This is a genomic window from Stappia sp. 28M-7, from assembly GCF_014252955.1.
Taxonomy (GTDB): domain Bacteria; phylum Pseudomonadota; class Alphaproteobacteria; order Rhizobiales; family Stappiaceae; genus Stappia.
Map to the genome: position 1 here is coordinate 2113303 of NZ_JACMIA010000001.1, position 14652 is coordinate 2127954.

The 14652-nt window shown below is 67.6% G+C and carries 15 protein-coding genes; 9 read left to right on the forward strand and 6 right to left on the reverse strand.

Going from position 1 to position 14652, the window contains the following annotated elements; translation table 11 throughout:
• Positions 1-94: 94 nt before the first annotated feature.
• Positions 95-1156 (reverse strand): zinc ABC transporter substrate-binding protein ZnuA, encoded by a 1062-nt coding sequence (znuA, locus tag H7H34_RS09175; protein WP_185925011.1) that lies wholly within the window; start codon positions 1154-1156, stop codon positions 95-97.
• A 188-nt stretch (positions 1157-1344) separates the two neighbouring features.
• On the opposite strand from znuA, the gene H7H34_RS09180 reads away from it, so the two are divergent.
• Genes H7H34_RS09180 through H7H34_RS09190 form a run of 3 tightly spaced genes read left to right on the forward strand, consistent with a single transcriptional unit; the run spans position 1345 to position 3506 of the window.
• Entirely contained in the window at positions 1345-2250 is a 906-nt protein-coding gene (locus tag H7H34_RS09180; protein ID WP_185925012.1) for an ATP-binding cassette domain-containing protein, read from the forward strand.
• Positions 2243-3085, forward strand: a complete 843-nt coding sequence (locus tag H7H34_RS09185; RefSeq protein ID WP_067222783.1) for a metal ABC transporter permease — start codon at positions 2243-2245, stop codon at positions 3083-3085. Before H7H34_RS09180 ends, H7H34_RS09185 begins: the two co-directional genes overlap by 8 nt.
• Positions 3086-3098: 13 nt before the next feature.
• A complete protein-coding gene (locus tag H7H34_RS09190; RefSeq protein WP_067222566.1) occupies positions 3099-3506 on the forward strand; it encodes a Fur family transcriptional regulator in 408 nt (135 codons plus the stop codon).
• Between the two features lie 39 nt (positions 3507-3545).
• Here the strand turns inward: H7H34_RS09190 and H7H34_RS09195 are convergent, their stop codons facing one another.
• From H7H34_RS09195 to H7H34_RS09210, 4 genes are read right to left on the reverse strand one after another with little or no spacing between them, the layout of a single operon-like run.
• Positions 3546-4367: a heme ABC transporter ATP-binding protein gene (locus tag H7H34_RS09195; RefSeq protein ID WP_185925013.1), complete on the reverse strand. Its 822-nt coding sequence runs from the start codon at positions 4365-4367 to the stop codon at positions 3546-3548.
• The gene (locus H7H34_RS09200) at positions 4364-5473 is read right to left on the reverse strand and encodes a FecCD family ABC transporter permease (RefSeq protein WP_371811453.1); all 1110 of its coding nucleotides are present in this window, start codon (positions 5471-5473) and stop codon (positions 4364-4366) included. The genes H7H34_RS09195 and H7H34_RS09200 overlap by 4 nt, the downstream gene beginning before the upstream one ends.
• Positions 5474-5494: 21 nt before the next feature.
• Positions 5495-6391, reverse strand: coding sequence for a heme/hemin ABC transporter substrate-binding protein (locus tag H7H34_RS09205; protein WP_185925014.1), 897 nt, complete (start codon positions 6389-6391; stop codon positions 5495-5497).
• A gap of 23 nt (positions 6392-6414) precedes the next feature.
• On the reverse strand, positions 6415-7476 hold the full coding sequence (locus H7H34_RS09210; RefSeq protein WP_185925015.1) for a hemin-degrading factor: 1062 nt from the start codon (positions 7474-7476) through the stop codon (positions 6415-6417).
• Positions 7477-7871: 395 nt separating this feature from the next.
• Between H7H34_RS09210 and H7H34_RS09215 the strand changes: the two genes are divergently transcribed.
• From H7H34_RS09215 to H7H34_RS09240, 6 genes are all read left to right on the forward strand, one after another.
• Complete coding sequence (locus tag H7H34_RS09215) at positions 7872-9932, forward strand: TonB-dependent receptor domain-containing protein (RefSeq protein WP_185925016.1); 2061 nt, start codon at positions 7872-7874, stop codon at positions 9930-9932.
• An 18-nt stretch (positions 9933-9950) separates the two neighbouring features.
• Complete coding sequence (locus tag H7H34_RS09220) at positions 9951-10406, forward strand: hypothetical protein (RefSeq protein ID WP_120268151.1); 456 nt, start codon at positions 9951-9953, stop codon at positions 10404-10406.
• A gap of 83 nt (positions 10407-10489) precedes the next feature.
• Entirely contained in the window at positions 10490-11197 is a 708-nt protein-coding gene (locus tag H7H34_RS09225; RefSeq protein ID WP_120268150.1) for a MotA/TolQ/ExbB proton channel family protein, read from the forward strand.
• Complete coding sequence (locus tag H7H34_RS09230; RefSeq protein ID WP_185925017.1) at positions 11187-11576, forward strand: biopolymer transporter ExbD; 390 nt, start codon at positions 11187-11189, stop codon at positions 11574-11576. The genes H7H34_RS09225 and H7H34_RS09230 overlap by 11 nt, the downstream gene beginning before the upstream one ends.
• Positions 11573-12025 carry an ExbD/TolR family protein gene (locus tag H7H34_RS09235; protein ID WP_185925018.1) on the forward strand — a complete coding sequence of 151 codons (453 nt, stop codon included), beginning with the start codon at positions 11573-11575 and terminating at the stop codon, positions 12023-12025. The genes H7H34_RS09230 and H7H34_RS09235 overlap by 4 nt, the downstream gene beginning before the upstream one ends.
• A complete protein-coding gene (locus H7H34_RS09240) occupies positions 12025-13086 on the forward strand; it encodes an energy transducer TonB family protein (RefSeq protein WP_185925019.1) in 1062 nt (353 codons plus the stop codon). The genes H7H34_RS09235 and H7H34_RS09240 overlap by 1 nt, the downstream gene beginning before the upstream one ends.
• Positions 13087-13244: 158 nt before the next feature.
• Here the strand turns inward: H7H34_RS09240 and H7H34_RS09245 are convergent, their stop codons facing one another.
• Positions 13245-14549, reverse strand: coding sequence for a DUF2254 domain-containing protein (locus H7H34_RS09245; RefSeq protein ID WP_208996652.1), 1305 nt, complete (start codon positions 14547-14549; stop codon positions 13245-13247).
• Positions 14550-14652: the final 103 nt, after the last annotated feature.

The window sequence follows — 14652 nt, forward strand, 5'->3', positions numbered from 1 at the left end:
ACAGAGGCATTCCACCTGATGCCGGCTAAGGGTGCCATTGGGTCCTAGTTCTGCGTCTCGACCGGTATGGCATCCCCTTGCGGAAGGCTCAGCCTCAGCCGTTGCCGCCAAGGCACTGTTCCATCGAGCTGGCCAGTCCGTCGATCAGGCCGAAATAGAGGTCCGGCCCGTCGGCGAGTTCCGCGCCCAGCGGATCGAGGACGCCCGAGCGGGCAGCGGTGCCCTCGGTCACCACCTGGATCAGCTTCGGTTCGAACTGCGGTTCGGCGAAGACGCAGGTCGCGCCCAGCTCGCCGATGCGGGCCTTGATCTCGGCGACCCGCTCTGCACCCGGCATCACTTCCGGGCTGACGGTGATCGAGCCCGAGGCGGTCACGTCGAAACGCTTCTCGAAATACTGGTAGCCGTCGTGGAAGACGATGAAGCCCTTGCCGCGCAGCGGCGTCAGGCGGGCGTCGATGTCGGCGCGCATCGTCTCGATGCGCTCGACGGTCTTTGCCGCATTGGCCTCATAGGCGGCGGCGTTTTCCGGGTCGGCTTCCGACAGGGCCTCGGCGATCTCGTTCACCATGGCCTTGGCGTTTTCCGGGTCGAGCCAGATATGCGCGTCGAAGGCTCCGTGCGCGTGCCCGTGGCCGTCAGCGTCTCCATGGTCGTGACCATGCGCCTCGGCCGTCTCGTGCTTCTCGTCATGATCGTGGCCCGCATGGTCGTCGTGCTTGTCCTCGTCATGGTCGGCATGCCCGTGCTCGCCCCCATGCTCGCCCCCATGGTCCCCATGATCATGCGCCTCGAACGCGCCGCCCTCGCGGAAGGGGAGCTTGACGAGGCCGTGCGCGTCGATCAGCTCGACGGACTTCGCGCCGGTGCCGATGGTCTCGACCGGCTTTTCCAGGAAGGCTTCCAGCTCGTGGCCGATCCAGAAGATCAGGTCGGCATCCTGCAGCGCCCGCGCCTGCGAGGGGCGCAGGCTGTAGGTGTGCGGCGATCCGGCGCCCTCGATGATCAGCTGCGGTTCGCCGATGCCCTGCATCACCGAGGCCACGAGCGAATGGACCGGCTTGATCGAGGCCACCACCTTTGGTGCGGCATGCCCTGCGGCACTCGTCGCAACCAGCAGCGAGGCGGACAGCAGCAGTGTGCGGGCAAGCGTCATGATCGTCTCCGTATCGGCTGACATGTTATAAGATTACATTGTTGCGTTACGCTATAACGTGTGAGATACAGGCGGGCAAGCCCCCTGTTGGACCTCTGCCGAAAAATCTCCCGCATTGCGATACGGGGCGGACTTGCCCACCGCGCGGGGGCGTTGGAGGATGGCTGCGTGAATCAGGATCCAGCTTCATGTTGACGACCACAACGAGGCCCGCCGGCGAGGATCTCGTCCGCCTCACAGGTGCCGGCGTGTACCGCGACGGGCGCTGGCTGGTGCGCGGCGTCGATCTCGCCGTGCGCCGGGGCGAGATCGTCACCTTGATCGGGCCGAACGGCTCGGGCAAATCCACCACGGCCAAGACCGCGCTCGGGCTCATCGCTCCGAGCGAGGGCCAGGCGGAGCGCTGCCCCGGCCTTGCCGTCGGCTATGTGCCGCAGAAGCTCAGCATCGACTGGACGTTGCCGCTCACCGTCGAGCGGTTCCTCTCGCTCACCGGCCGCATTTCCTCGCGCGAGACCGATCGCGTGCTGGAGGCGACCGGCATTCCGCATCTAGGCCGCGCCGAGATGCGCAATCTCTCCGGCGGCGAATTCCAGCGCGCGCTGCTGGCCCGCGCCATGGCCAGAAAGCCCGACCTTCTCGTCCTCGACGAGCCGGTGCAGGGCGTCGACTTTTCCGGCGAGGTCGCCCTTTACGATCTCATCCGCCGCATCCGCGACGACATCGGCTGCGGCATCCTGCTGATCTCGCACGACCTGCATGTGGTGATGGCGGCGACCGACCATGTCGTCTGCCTCAACGGCCATGTCTGCTGCCAGGGCGCGCCGACGGCGGTCGCCTCCAGCGAGGCCTACAAGCAGCTGTTCGGCGCCCGCGCCGATGCGACGCTCGCCGTCTACGAGCACAATCACGACCACACCCATCTGGAGGACGGGCGGGTGCTGCATGCCGACGGCAGCATCACCACGCATTGCCATCCGGACGACGGTCACCACCACCACGACCACGATCATCACCACCACGATCATGATCACGACCATGATCACGGGGCAGGGGGCGCTGCCGCATCCCCGGCCGGAGGGCGCCATGCTTGACGACTTTTTCCTGCGCGCCCTGATCGCCGGCGTCGGCGTCGCCCTCGTTGCCGGGCCGCTCGGCTGCTTCGTCGTGTGGCGGCGGCTCGCCTATTTCGGCGACACGCTTTCGCATGCCGCGCTCCTCGGCGTGGCGCTCGCCTTCCTGATGCAGGTCAACATCACGCTGTCGGTCTTCGCCGTCTCGGTGATGGTCTCGCTGGCGCTGCTCGGCCTGCAGCGGCGGGCTTCGCTGTCCTCGGACGCGTTGCTCGGCCTGCTCGCCCATTCCTCGCTGGCGCTCGGCCTCGTCGCGCTCGCCTTCATGAGCTGGGTGCGCATCGACCTGATGGGTTTCCTCTTCGGCGACATTCTCGCCGTGTCGAAGTTCGACATTCTCGCCGTCTATGTCGGCGGCGCCGCGGTGCTGGCCGTGCTGGTGATGATCTGGACGCCGCTCTTTGCGGCGACGATCAGCCGCGAGCTGGCCGAGGCAGAGGGCTTGCGCCCCGACCGGGCCAACCTGATATTCATGATCCTGCTGGCGACCGTCATCGCCATCTCGATGAAGATCGTCGGCGTTCTGCTGATCACGGCGATGCTGATTATTCCCGCGGCCACCGCGCGCCGACTGTCCGGCGGGCCGGAGCAGATGGCCGTCATCGCGGCCCTTGTCGGGGCTATTGCGGTGGTCGGCGGCTTGTTCGCCTCGCTGGAGTGGGATACGCCGTCGGGGCCGTCCATCGTCGTTGCGGCGCTGGTGCTGTTTCTCGCCAGCCTGTCGCCCTTCGCCGAGAAGCTGCCGAAGCTGTTCGGCCGGGATGAAAAGGGCTCGCGCCCGGGGGAAGCCAAGTGATGAGGACCAGTCGATGAGCGGAGAAACCCTGTCCGGCCTGACCCGCAACCAGACGCTGGTCCTGTCGGCACTGGAGCGCGCCGGCGCGCCCTTGAGCGCCTACACCATCCTCGACCAGCTGCGCGAGGAGGGCTTCCGCGCTCCGCCGCAGGTCTATCGCGCGCTCGACAAGCTGGTGGAAATGGGCGCCGTGCACCGGCTGGAAAGCCTCAACGCCTTCGTCGCCTGCCGCCATCCCGACTGCGAGGGCCACGAGACCGCCGCCTTCGCCATCTGCGAGACCTGCGGACAGGTCCGCGAGCTCAACGACGCGCATCTTGCCCACCACCTGCGCGATCTTGCCGGCAAGGACGGGTTCGTCGTGCGCAAGTCGACGGTGGAGCTGCGCGGCACCTGCGCAACCTGTCTGGCTGCTGCCTAAGACAGGCAGGAATGTCTGGCTGCTGCCTGAGGCGGGGCCTCAGCGCACCGCCGCGGCCGGTCCCGCCGCCTGCGGCAGGATGAAGGGAATCTCGCCCGCCGGTACCGCCGACACCCGCAACGGGTGGTCGAACGCCTCGGACACCAGCCGGTCGGTGATGACCTCTTTCGGTGTTCCCTGCGACAGCAGCCGGCCGCTTTTCATCACCAGGATATGGTCGGCGTAAAGCGCCGTCAGGTTGAGGTCGTGCAGCACCGCGACGACGCCGCCGCCGGCCCGCGCATAGTCGGCCGCGACATCCATGATCAGGATCTGATGGCGGATATCGAGGCTGGAGATCGGCTCGTCGAGGAACAGCCAGCGCGGCACCCCGTCCGGGCAGGGCTCCCACACCTGGCACAGCACCCGGGCGAGCTGCACCCGCTGCTGCTCGCCGCCCGACAGCGAGTGGTACTCGCGCGCGGCAAAGCCGTCGAGATCGACCCGCTCCAGCGCCTCGGCGATGCGTCGGTGCGGCGAGCCGGCAGGGAGCACGCCGCGGCGGATGCCGAGCCGCACCACTTCGGCGACCGTCAGCGGAAAGGTCAGGCTGGCATGCTGCGGCAGCACCGCGCGCAAGCCGGCCAGCGCCTCCGGCGGCAGGTCGTCGACCTCAACGCCGTTGAGCCGCACCCGTCCGCTATGGGGCAGCTCGCCGGTCACCGCCTTCAGCGTCGTGCTCTTGCCCGAGCCGTTCGGCCCGACGATCACCGTCACCTGGCCGGCCTTGGCCGCGAAGGAGACATCGCGGACGATGGGCGTGCCGCCCAGCGACACGTGCAGCGCCTCGATCTCGAGAGTGTCGTTCGCAGGCGTGGTCATGAGGTGATCAGCCCTTTCCGCCGCAGCAGGATCCACAGGAAGAACGGCGCGCCGGCGAGCGCGGTGAGAATGCCGATGGGCAGCTCCGCCGGGGCGACGATGGTGCGGCTCACCGTGTCGGCGAGGATCAGGAGGCTGCCGCCGAGCAGGGCGCAGGCAGGCAGCAGGAACCGGTGGTCCGGGCCGATGGTCAGCCGCAGCAGGTGCGGCACGACGATGCCGACGAAGCCGATGCCGCCGCTGACCGCGACGGAGGCGCCGGTCGCCGCCGCCACCGCGACGATGGCGATCCGCTTCAGCCGCTGCACGCGGATGCCCAGATGCCCGGCCGCTGCCTCGCCCAGCACCAGGGCGTTGAGCCCGCTTGCCAGGAACGGCACGCCGACCAGCACGATCGCGATGATCGGCCCCGCCGCCAGGATCTTCTCCCAGTTGGCGCCGGCCAGCGAGCCGAGCCCCCAGAAGTTGAGATCGCGCAGCTGCTGGTCGTCGGCGACGAAGACCAGAAGGCCCGTGGCAGCCCCCGCCAGCGCCGCCAGCGCGATGCCCGCCAGCAGCATCGTCGCGATGGAGGTCATGCCGCCGCGCGTGCCGATCCGGTAGAGCGCGAAGGTGGTTACGAGCCCGCCGAGAAACGCCGCCAGCGGCAGCGCGTAGATGCCGAGCACGGCAACCACCGGCGCCAGCGTCGTGGTGCCGAGCACGATCATCGAGGCGGCGCCCAGCCCTGCGCCGGCCGACACGCCGACGATGCCGGGATCGGCGAGCGGATTGCGGAACAGGCCCTGCATCACCGCGCCGGACACCGCCAGCGCCGCGCCGATCAGCGCGCCGAGCAGCACGCGCGGCAGCCGCACATCCATCAGCACGATCCGGTCGCGCAGCTCCGAAGGACTGGCCGCCTCGCCCTGGCCGAACAGCCCGTTGATGGCCGTCGACAGGCTGATCTGCAATGCGCCGGTGGTCAGGGAGAACAGCATCACCGCGACAAGCAGCACGGCGAGGCCGGCGATCACCAGCCGTGCCAGCGGCTCGCGATCGCCAAGGCGCGCCCGGGCGGCCACCCGCTCGGGCAGCAGCCGTTCGGACAGGGACGAGGTGGTCAGGCTCACGGGGCGCGCCTCCTTCTACAGGCCCATGTCGGCCAGCTCCGCCGACAGGTCGCGCACGGCAGCGCCGGTGCGCGGGCCGAAGCCGATCAGGTAGAGGCCGTCCATCTGGATCAGCCGCTTGTTCTGCCCGGCCGGCGTCTGGGCCAGCGCGGCATTGGCGAACACCTGCTCGGCGGAGGCGGTGTGGCCTTCGCCGCGGCTGATCATCAGGATCACGTCGGGGGCAGCGGCGATCAGCGCTTCGTCGTTGATCTGCTTGTAGCCCTCGAACACGCCCATGGCGTTGGTCGCGCCGGCCATCTCGATGATGCCGTTGGCGGCCGTGCCCGTTCCGGAAGCGAGGATCCGCCCGCCGTTCATCGACAGGATGAAGAGCACGCGCGCATCGCGCCCGCGCGCCTTCGCTTCAGCCACCGCCGCGTCCAGTTCCGCGCCCACCTGCTCGGCGAGCTTCGCCGCCTTGTCGCCCGCGCCGATCGCCTCGCCCACCTTCTCGATCTTGCCGAGAATGCCGGCGCGGTCGAAGGTCTCGGGCACTGCGACGTAGGGCACGCCGGCCTCGCGCAGCACGGCGAGCGCCTCCGGCGGGCCGCTGCCTTCCAGCATCAGGATGGCGTCGGGCCGCACGGACAGCACGCCCTCGGGCGAAAGCGCGCGCATGTAGCCGACATCGGGCAGCTCGGTGGCCGCGTCCGGGAAGCCGCTGGTGGAGTCGCGCGCCACCAGCCGGCCTTCCTCGCCGAGCGCATAGACGATCTCGGTGACCGAGCCGCCGATGGAGACGATGCGCTGCGCGCCCGAGATGTCTCCGGCCTCTTCGGCAAAGGCCGGGGAGGCGGGCAGGGTGAGCACCGCCGCAAGCGCGATGCGGCGAAGCGCGCGGCCGAGCGGCCGTTGGGAAAGAAGGGTCATGATCCGTCCAGGCTTGTCGTGTTTCACTCGGCGGCGACGGTCTCAGGGCGCGCCAGCCCCTCGACCAGCTCGCGCCAGTCGGTGCGCTCGACCTTGCCTTCCTTGCGCACGCCGAAGAACTGGATGATCAGCGTGCCGTCGGCGTCATAGGCCTCGATGGAGGTCACATGGCCGTCGCTGGTCGGCTTGCGCACGGCCCAGGCCTCGGTGATGTGGTCGGTGCGCAGGTGCAGGTGAAAACCGGGATCCATCACGTTGATCCAGGGGCCCATCGGCGCGATCTTGGCGATGGGTCCGGAATGGATCTGGATGCAGCCGCGATTGCCGACGAAGCACATGATCGGCTGGCCGCTGTCGGCCGCCGCCTGCATCATTTGCGGCACCGCGCCCTCGGCCAGCGGCCAGGCATAGTCGTCGCCGGCAAGATTCAGCGCGTTCAGCCGGTGCAGGTCGAGGTCGCGCAGCATTCCGTGGAACTGGTGCGTGTCGGTCAGCGCCTGCCAGCGCTCGCGCAGCGCGTCTTCCTTGTCGCGCTCCAGCGCGGGCCGCGCGGAGATCTCGGCCGGCGTCACCTCGCTCAGAAGACCCGGCTCCTGATCGTCGGCCAGCAGGCTCTCCACCAGCGCGTTCCAGGCCGCCATGTCGGTGCCGGGGCGCGTATGCACCTTGTGCACCGCATCGCCATGGGCGTCGAAGAACTGCAGGCTGTGCCGCTCCACGCCGTCCTCGCCGGTCTTGGCGACGGCAAAGCCGTGCACCCACACGGTCGGGAACATGCGCGTGTCGATGTCCGCGCCCAGCATCATTGCGGCGCGCTTGCCGGGCACGAAGCGGTCGTAGACGCCGATCTTCTCGTGCACCGCGCTCTCGTTGCGGGTCAGCGCCATGACTTCGCCGACGCCGCCCAGACCCTTGAAGATCTCGTCGAAGCGGATCTCGATGCGGCTGACGCCCAGCCCGCAGAAGGCGGAGACGAATTCCGCCTCGCTCAGCTCCAGCATGCGGGCGAGGTCGCGCTCGCGCATCTTGGGGTTCTCGGCGCGCATGCGGCGGACGTGTTCGTAATCGGTAGTTTCGCGAGTCATGGGGTCACCTTGTTGCAAGCGGCCGTGCCGCGATCCGCGCCTGGCGGTCTCGCGCCCATACGGGCCGGTCGTGTTCGACCTGGGCTTGCACCTTTCCCGGAAGGCTCCGGGTCCGGCGCGGCTCTGCGCGCCACCGCGGTTTTCCGGTGGAAAGGCTGTGCTGGCTAAGGTGCCGAACGGGTTGCCTGTGATCGGATCGCCGATCTCATACTTGACTCAATTACTCATGTTTTGTAACGACATCAATACCTGAGCAAGTTTCTCAAGTTTTATCAACATTCGACGAGCAAGCAAGCGCATGCCAGCGAGCGATCGAGCACGATTGGAGATGTCAAATGGGGCTGGCAGGCTCGTACAGGACTGAAAGGACGGTGGCGGGCAGGGCCGCTGTCCTGATGAGCGGCGTGGCATTTTGCGCGCTGAGCGGGGTTTCGGGCGCCTTGGCGCAGGACGTTGCGGCGGAGGGCGACACCGGTCGCGCGACCATGCTGCAGCGCGTCGTCGTCGGCGCAGGCGCCGAGAAGGTGGCGATCGACACGCCGCAGGCGGTGACCGTCCTCGATCAGGAAAGCATCGATGCCGAGCAGGCGACGACCATCGGCGAGCTGTTCCGCCAGGTGCCGGGCGTCACCATCGTCGGCAGCGACCGTATCGGCGGCCAGTCCTTCAACATCCGCGGCATCGGCGATCTCGGCTCGTCGGACGAATCGAAGATCATCGTCGCGGTCGACGGCGCGGTGAAGTTCTACGAGCAGTACCGCATGGGCTCGTTCTTCTCCGATCCCGAGCTCTACAAGCAGGTCGAAGTGCTGCGCGGCCCGGCGTCCTCGACGCTCTACGGGGCAGGCGCCATCGGTGGCGTGATCAACTTCCAGACCAAGGATCCGGAAGACTTCATCAAGCCGGGCCAGACTGCCGCCGTACGTCTCAAGACGATGTACGATTCCAACAAGGACGGCGCCATGGCGTCCGTCACCGCGGCCTATGCCTTCTCCGACCAGACCTCGATGCTGCTCAACGGCAACTTCCGCCGCTCCGGCGAGTACGAGAACGGCCTCGGCCAGCCGATCCCCGGCTCGGACTTCGAGTCCTTCTCCGGCCTTGCCAAGATCGTCCACCGCTTCGGCGACAACAACGAGCAGTCGGTCCGCCTGTCCTACGAGCGTTGGCAGAGCGATGCGGACGACACGGCCTACTCGCAGACCGGCACGCTGCCCTTCGGCACCATCGACCGCGAGATCCTCGACCAGACCGTCGTCTTCGCCTACGAGAACCCGGCCAGCGACAATCCCTGGCTCGATCTCAAGCTGAACCTGTCCTTCTCGGACACCAAGGTGAACCAGAGCAACGCCTCGGCGCCGATTCCCTCGCCGTTGTTCTTCGACAGCGAATACGGCTACCGCACCTGGTCGGGCCGGCTGGAGAACACCTTCGACTACGAAGGCGAGAACATCCGCAACTACTTCACCTTCGGCACGCAGCTCAGCTACCAGGAGCGTGTCGGCGACACCGTGTTCGGCAAGGTCTCGTTCCACCCCGAGGGCACGGACACCAAGGCCGGCTTCTTCGCGCAGAACGAGTTCATCTGGAACGACCGGCTGACCCTCATTCCGGGCGTGCGCGTCGACTTCGTCAATCTGGATCCTTCCAGCAGCGTCATCGGCGGCAGCCAGCGGCACGAGACGGCGTTCTCGCCCAAGCTCGCGGTCATGTACAAGCTGAACGACACGTTCTCGCTGTTCGGCTCGCTCGCCCATACCGAGCGCGTGCCGACGCTGGACGAGCTCTATTCGACCAACGTGCCGGACACCAGCTATCCGGGCGGACGGACAGTCAGCCCGAACCTGACCAAGGAAAGCTCGAACGCGGTCGAGATCGGCTTCACCATGCAGGCGTTCGACCTGTTCACCTCCGGCGACGGCCTGCAGGTCAAGACCACCGGTTTCTACAACGACCTGAAGGACATGATCGCGCCGAACCCGGCACGCGGTCAGGCGACCCCGGTCTCGTACTACGTCAACATCAACGCCGCCGAGATCATGGGCGTCGAGGTCGAGGCCTCGTACGACTCCGAGTTCTTCTTCGGCAGCCTGGCCTTCAGCCACATCCACGGCGAAGACAAGTCGACCGGCGCCACGCTGACCACCATTCCGGCCGACACGCTGGCTGTGACGCTCGGCGGCCGCCTGCCGGACTACGACCTGTCCTTCGGCTGGCGTGGTCTGTTCGCCGGCTCCATCGGCACCGGCGCCACTGCGCGGGCGGGCGGCTTCGGCGGCTATGCGGTGCATGACCTGTTCGCCGACTGGAAGCCGGACGAGGGCATGATGGCCGGTTTCGAGGTCCGCGGTGCGGTGGAGAACCTTTTCGACAAGCAGTATCGCAACAACCTCGCCGGCGATGACGGCAAGGGACGCACGTTCAAGTTGACTCTGGCCAAGACCCTTGGATGGTAAGGCGCATGGGAGAAACGAATGGGACGCAGACTTGAAATCGTGGCTGCGGCGGCTTTGACCGCCGCGGCCCTGTGGGCCGGTCAGGCGCGGGCGGCGGAGGAGGCTTCGCCCGAGGCGGCTTCCGTGTCCGGCCTTCACATCGAGCTGAACCGGGTTGCGGACAATGGCGGCGGCGGGTGCCGCCTTACCTTCGTTGTGCGCAATGCGACGGGCGGCGAGGTGCCGCAGCCGCGATTCGAGTTTGTGCTCTTCGACAGCGACGGGCTCGTCGACCGGCTGACCACCTTTGACTTCGGTGCGCTCGCGCCGGAAAAGACCTCGGTTCGCCAGTTCGATCTGGCGGGCGTCGCCTGCGGCAAGCTTGGCCGCATCCTCGTCAACGGTCCGGCTCAGTGCGGCGAGGGCGGTGCTGCGGCCCATTGCCAGGCGCAGCTGTCGCTCGCCAGCCGGGCCGAAATACCCCTCGGCCGCTAGGCTGAAACCCGATCGGCCTCAGGCCAAGAGAGCTACACGGGCCGAACGGCCCCGGAACTTCATGAGCTGTTAGGAACGCACCCATGTCTTTCGCCGACATTCTCGCCTCGATCTCGGGCTTCCTGGAGCTCGGCGGCCCCGTCGTCGCCGTGCTCGCCGGCCTGTCCGTGATCGCCCTGACTGTGGTGATTCTGAAGCTCGTGCAGTTCTGGACGCAGCGGGTCGGCCGTCCCGGCCGGGCCGAGGCGGCCGTGCGCCTGTGGGGCCATGGTCGCCGCCGCGAGGCATGGCAGGCGCTCGGCGACATCCGCAGCGCCTCGGAGGAGGCCGTCGCCATCGCCATGCAGTCGGGCGAGGGCGGCGCTGCCGTCGACAAGGCGCTGGTGGAGGAAGACATCGCCCGCGCCGCGACCCGCCGCCTGCACCGCTACAATGCCGGCATGAAGGCGCTCGACGCCATCGCCCAGATCGCGCCGCTGCTCGGCCTGTTCGGCACCGTGCTCGGCATGATCGAGGCGTTCCAGAAGCTCCAGTCGGCGGGCAATGCGGTCGATCCGTCGCTGCTTGCCGGCGGCATCTGGGTGGCGCTGCTGACCACCGCTGTCGGCCTTGCCGTCGCCATGCCGGTCTCGCTCGTCGTCACCTATCTGGAAGGCCAGATCGAGAACGAGAAGGTCGCCATCGAGACGCTTGCCTCCGCCGTGCTGCTGGAGCAGGCGCGCGGCGGTGCCCGCGCGACCTTTGAAGAGGTCGAGGCGGGGGGCTACGAACAGGTGGCCAATGCGCATTGACTTTGCCAGTCCGCGCCGGCGCCGGCTGTCGCTGACATCGCTGATCGACGTGATCTTCCTCTTGCTGCTGTTCTTCATGCTGTCCTCGACCTTCACGCGCTTCGCGCAGGTCGATCTGGCGGCGCCCGGCGGCGGCACGGGCGGGGCCGTCACCCGGCCGGACATCTTCGCGACCGTTGATGCGAACGGCCTCACCGTGAACGGCACCCTCATCGATCCTGAAGCACCGGGCACTGCCGTTTCCGCGCTCGTCGAGGCCGGGGCGAAGACCGCGCTTCTCGTCCCGCGCGAGGGCGCCCGCGCCCAGGATCTGGTGAGCGCGCTCGAGCTGCTGCGCGGCGGTGGCGAGCTCAAGGTGATCGTGGCGAGGCCGAAATGATCAAGGTTCGCCAGAAGCCGCCCAAGCGTCAGGCGGAAAGCACCATCTCGCTGATCAACATCGTCTTCCTGATGCTGATCTTCTTCCTCATCGCTGGCCAGCTGGCCCCGCCGGTCGACCCGGACGTCACGCTTGTCGATACGACCGAGGCGCCGCCGCTGGCCCCGCCCGATGCGTTGTTCGCCGACAGCGAGGGGCGCCTGTCCCATCGCGGTCAGCCGGTCGAGATCCCCGCCTATCTCGCGGCGCTTGGGGCCATGGGGGAGGCGCAAGCGCCCCTCACGGCCGACGGCGTGACTGCGCCCGGCGAGGATGCCGGCAATGGCGGCCCCAACGTGTTGCTGGCCGTCGACCGCGATCTCGATGCCGCGCGCATGCTGGAGATCGCAGACCAGTTGTACCGGGCCGGCGCCGGCAAGGTATCGCTCGTAACCAGGGGAGCTGAGTGATGAAGCTGAGACCGCATCATGTGGCAGCGGCTCTCATGATCTCGACGGCGGTTCACGCTTCGGCGGTCGCCGTCATCATGCACGAGAGTTCCGGGGTCCAGATCGAGGGCGGTGGCACCGTCCTGTCGGCCGAACTCGGCGATGCCTTCGTCGACGCGCTGCAGGCCGGCGCCGACGGCGAGCACACCGAGGTCAACAGCGAGACCTCGGAGGTGGTGACCCCCATCGACGCGCCGGAAGGCGAAAAGCCGGTGGAGCACGCCACGGCGCTGGAGGAATCCTTGAGCGAGGAGGCGACCGCGCCGGAGGTCCCGCACAGCGAGACCGTGCCGCCGGAAGAGGTGGTCGAGGCGGTCCAGCCGCAGGCCGAGCCCACGCCGCAGGTGAGCGAAACCGTCGAGGCGAAGCCGATGGAGATGGCGGCCCTTGCTCCCGGCATTGTCGCAACGGCCGTGCCCACCGCCGTCGAGACCGCGACCGAGGTTCCCGAGGCTGCCCCCGTCCAGGCCAGCGTCTCGCCGGTCGAGGCGCAGCCCGTTCCCTCGACCGAGCGGCTCGAGGCGGCCGCCGCCGTGCCCATGCCGCAGGCCAGGCCCAAGGACCTGAAGATCGCCGAGGTCCGACGCGAAGCGCCGGCCCGCAAGGCCGATACCGTCAAGCGTCAGAAGGAGAAGGCCGCAAGCGTCCGCTCGAAGAAGACCACCAGCGGCCATGGCGGCAACTCGAGCGCTACGGCCAACAAGGGCGGCGCACAGCGCATCGGCAAGTCGAAGGAGTTCGGCAATGCCGACGCCTCCAGGTATCAGGATGCGATACACAGCCGGATCGAGCGTGCAAGGCGTCGCGGCAGGGTCGGTCGGATGCGTGGAAAAGCGGTGGTATCTTTCGTCGTCGCCAGCAATGGCGGGCTCGCCGGCGTGCGCCTGATACAGAGTTCGGGCAACGAGATCATCGACAAGGCGGCGTTGAAGACGGTGCAGCGGGCTCAGCCGTTCCCCAACATCCCGCCGGAGGCTCGCCGCAAGAGCTGGGCCTTTACGGTGCCGATCGAATACGAGTGATCTTGAGACGCCATTCTCGAAATTCGGCGATTTCGATACGGAATTTCGCAAAATTCGTCTCAAGGCATTTCAGGCCGGATATGCCCGGGCGGGACCACCGTCCGGGCATTCGCTTTTGAAGGGCTTGTCCCCGTCTCGTCGGTGCGGGCGGGGCGATGTCAGTACCGCCCGTCCGCGGCCGTCAGGTTGCGATGCGCCTTGTAGAGCTCGTGCGCCACTTCCGCCCGGTCGTCGCGGTTGCGCACGGCCATGTTGGTGTCGGCTGCGATGAGGCGCAGATGCGTGCGCAGGATTGCGGCGTGGTCGCCGCGCGAGACCTGGGCCATGCGGCCGATGGCCTGGATGAGGCGCAGCGCCACCATGACATTGCCGCTGGAGGCGCGCCGCATCGGATGCAGCGCCGTGCCGACGATCTCCTTCACCTCGATCAGCTCCAGCCAAACTCGCGGCTTGCCCTCCTTGTCGCAGATCAGCGAGGACGGCGCGCCGCGTTGCAGGATGATCGCCAGCGAGGCGGACAGCTGGTCCAAGGCACTGATTGCCGTATAGGAATCGTTGATGCCCGGCGACAGCGCCCGCAGCGCGATCTCGACATTGAGGTGGACGTTGAAGAGGATGTCCCCGTCGGCGGAGCGGGCATCGGCCAGCAGCACCGAGCGGTGCACCGCCTCCGCCAGCGCCTTTTCCTTGCCGTCGACCCGGTGAAGGATCGCAATCGGCGTGCCGGCAATGATGAAATGGCCGGGCCGCGCCACCACCTGCACGAAGCCGTCTTCCTCCACCGCATGCCGCAACAGGGCCTCCGCCTGAACGGCGGTGACATAGCCGGACGAGCGCGCCAGGACCGGCTCTCCCTCGCCTTGCGGAATGGCGTTGCGGTCGTCCGGCTCCTCCTTCGGCTCGTCGGCGAGCAGCCGGTCGATGGCCGAGCGCAGCGAGCGCTGAGTGCGGGCGATCTCGTTATCCACCATCACCCGGCGGGCCGTGTCATGCACGAAATACACGACCCAGAAGAAGCTGGTGGTGGCGAGCGCGATGGCGATCGCGACGGACAGGCGAGGCACTTCCTCGTCGCCCACCACATAGAGGACAAAGAGGGAATAGAGGAAAGTGGCACCGAGCAGGCCGATGGTCGATTGATTGACACGATTGGCGGTAAAGGTTTCCAGCAGCCGTGGTCCGATATTGCCCGCCGCCAGCGTGAAAACGACCAGGGTGAGGGAATAGACTAGGCTGATCACCGTCATCATCGCCCCGGCGATTGTGCCCAGGACGGACCGGGCGCCGCTCGCGGAGATGTTGAGGAAGGGCAGCGCCTCGAAGACGGGATCGACGATATCCGTGCGGTCGATGGAGACCGCAAGACCGGCCAGCAGCAGGCCACATAATGCCAGGACGGCCGGCACGAAAAGGAAGCCCCTAACCATGCGCTGCAACCGAAGCAGGGAAAGGCTCTTGAACACGACGTCTCCCGTGGATCATCCGTTTTTCGGGCAGGCGGCGCCGACCTCGTTGCCCGCAAGCCTATACGCTTGTTGCAGGGCGAGGCGAGGGGGGATTGCATTT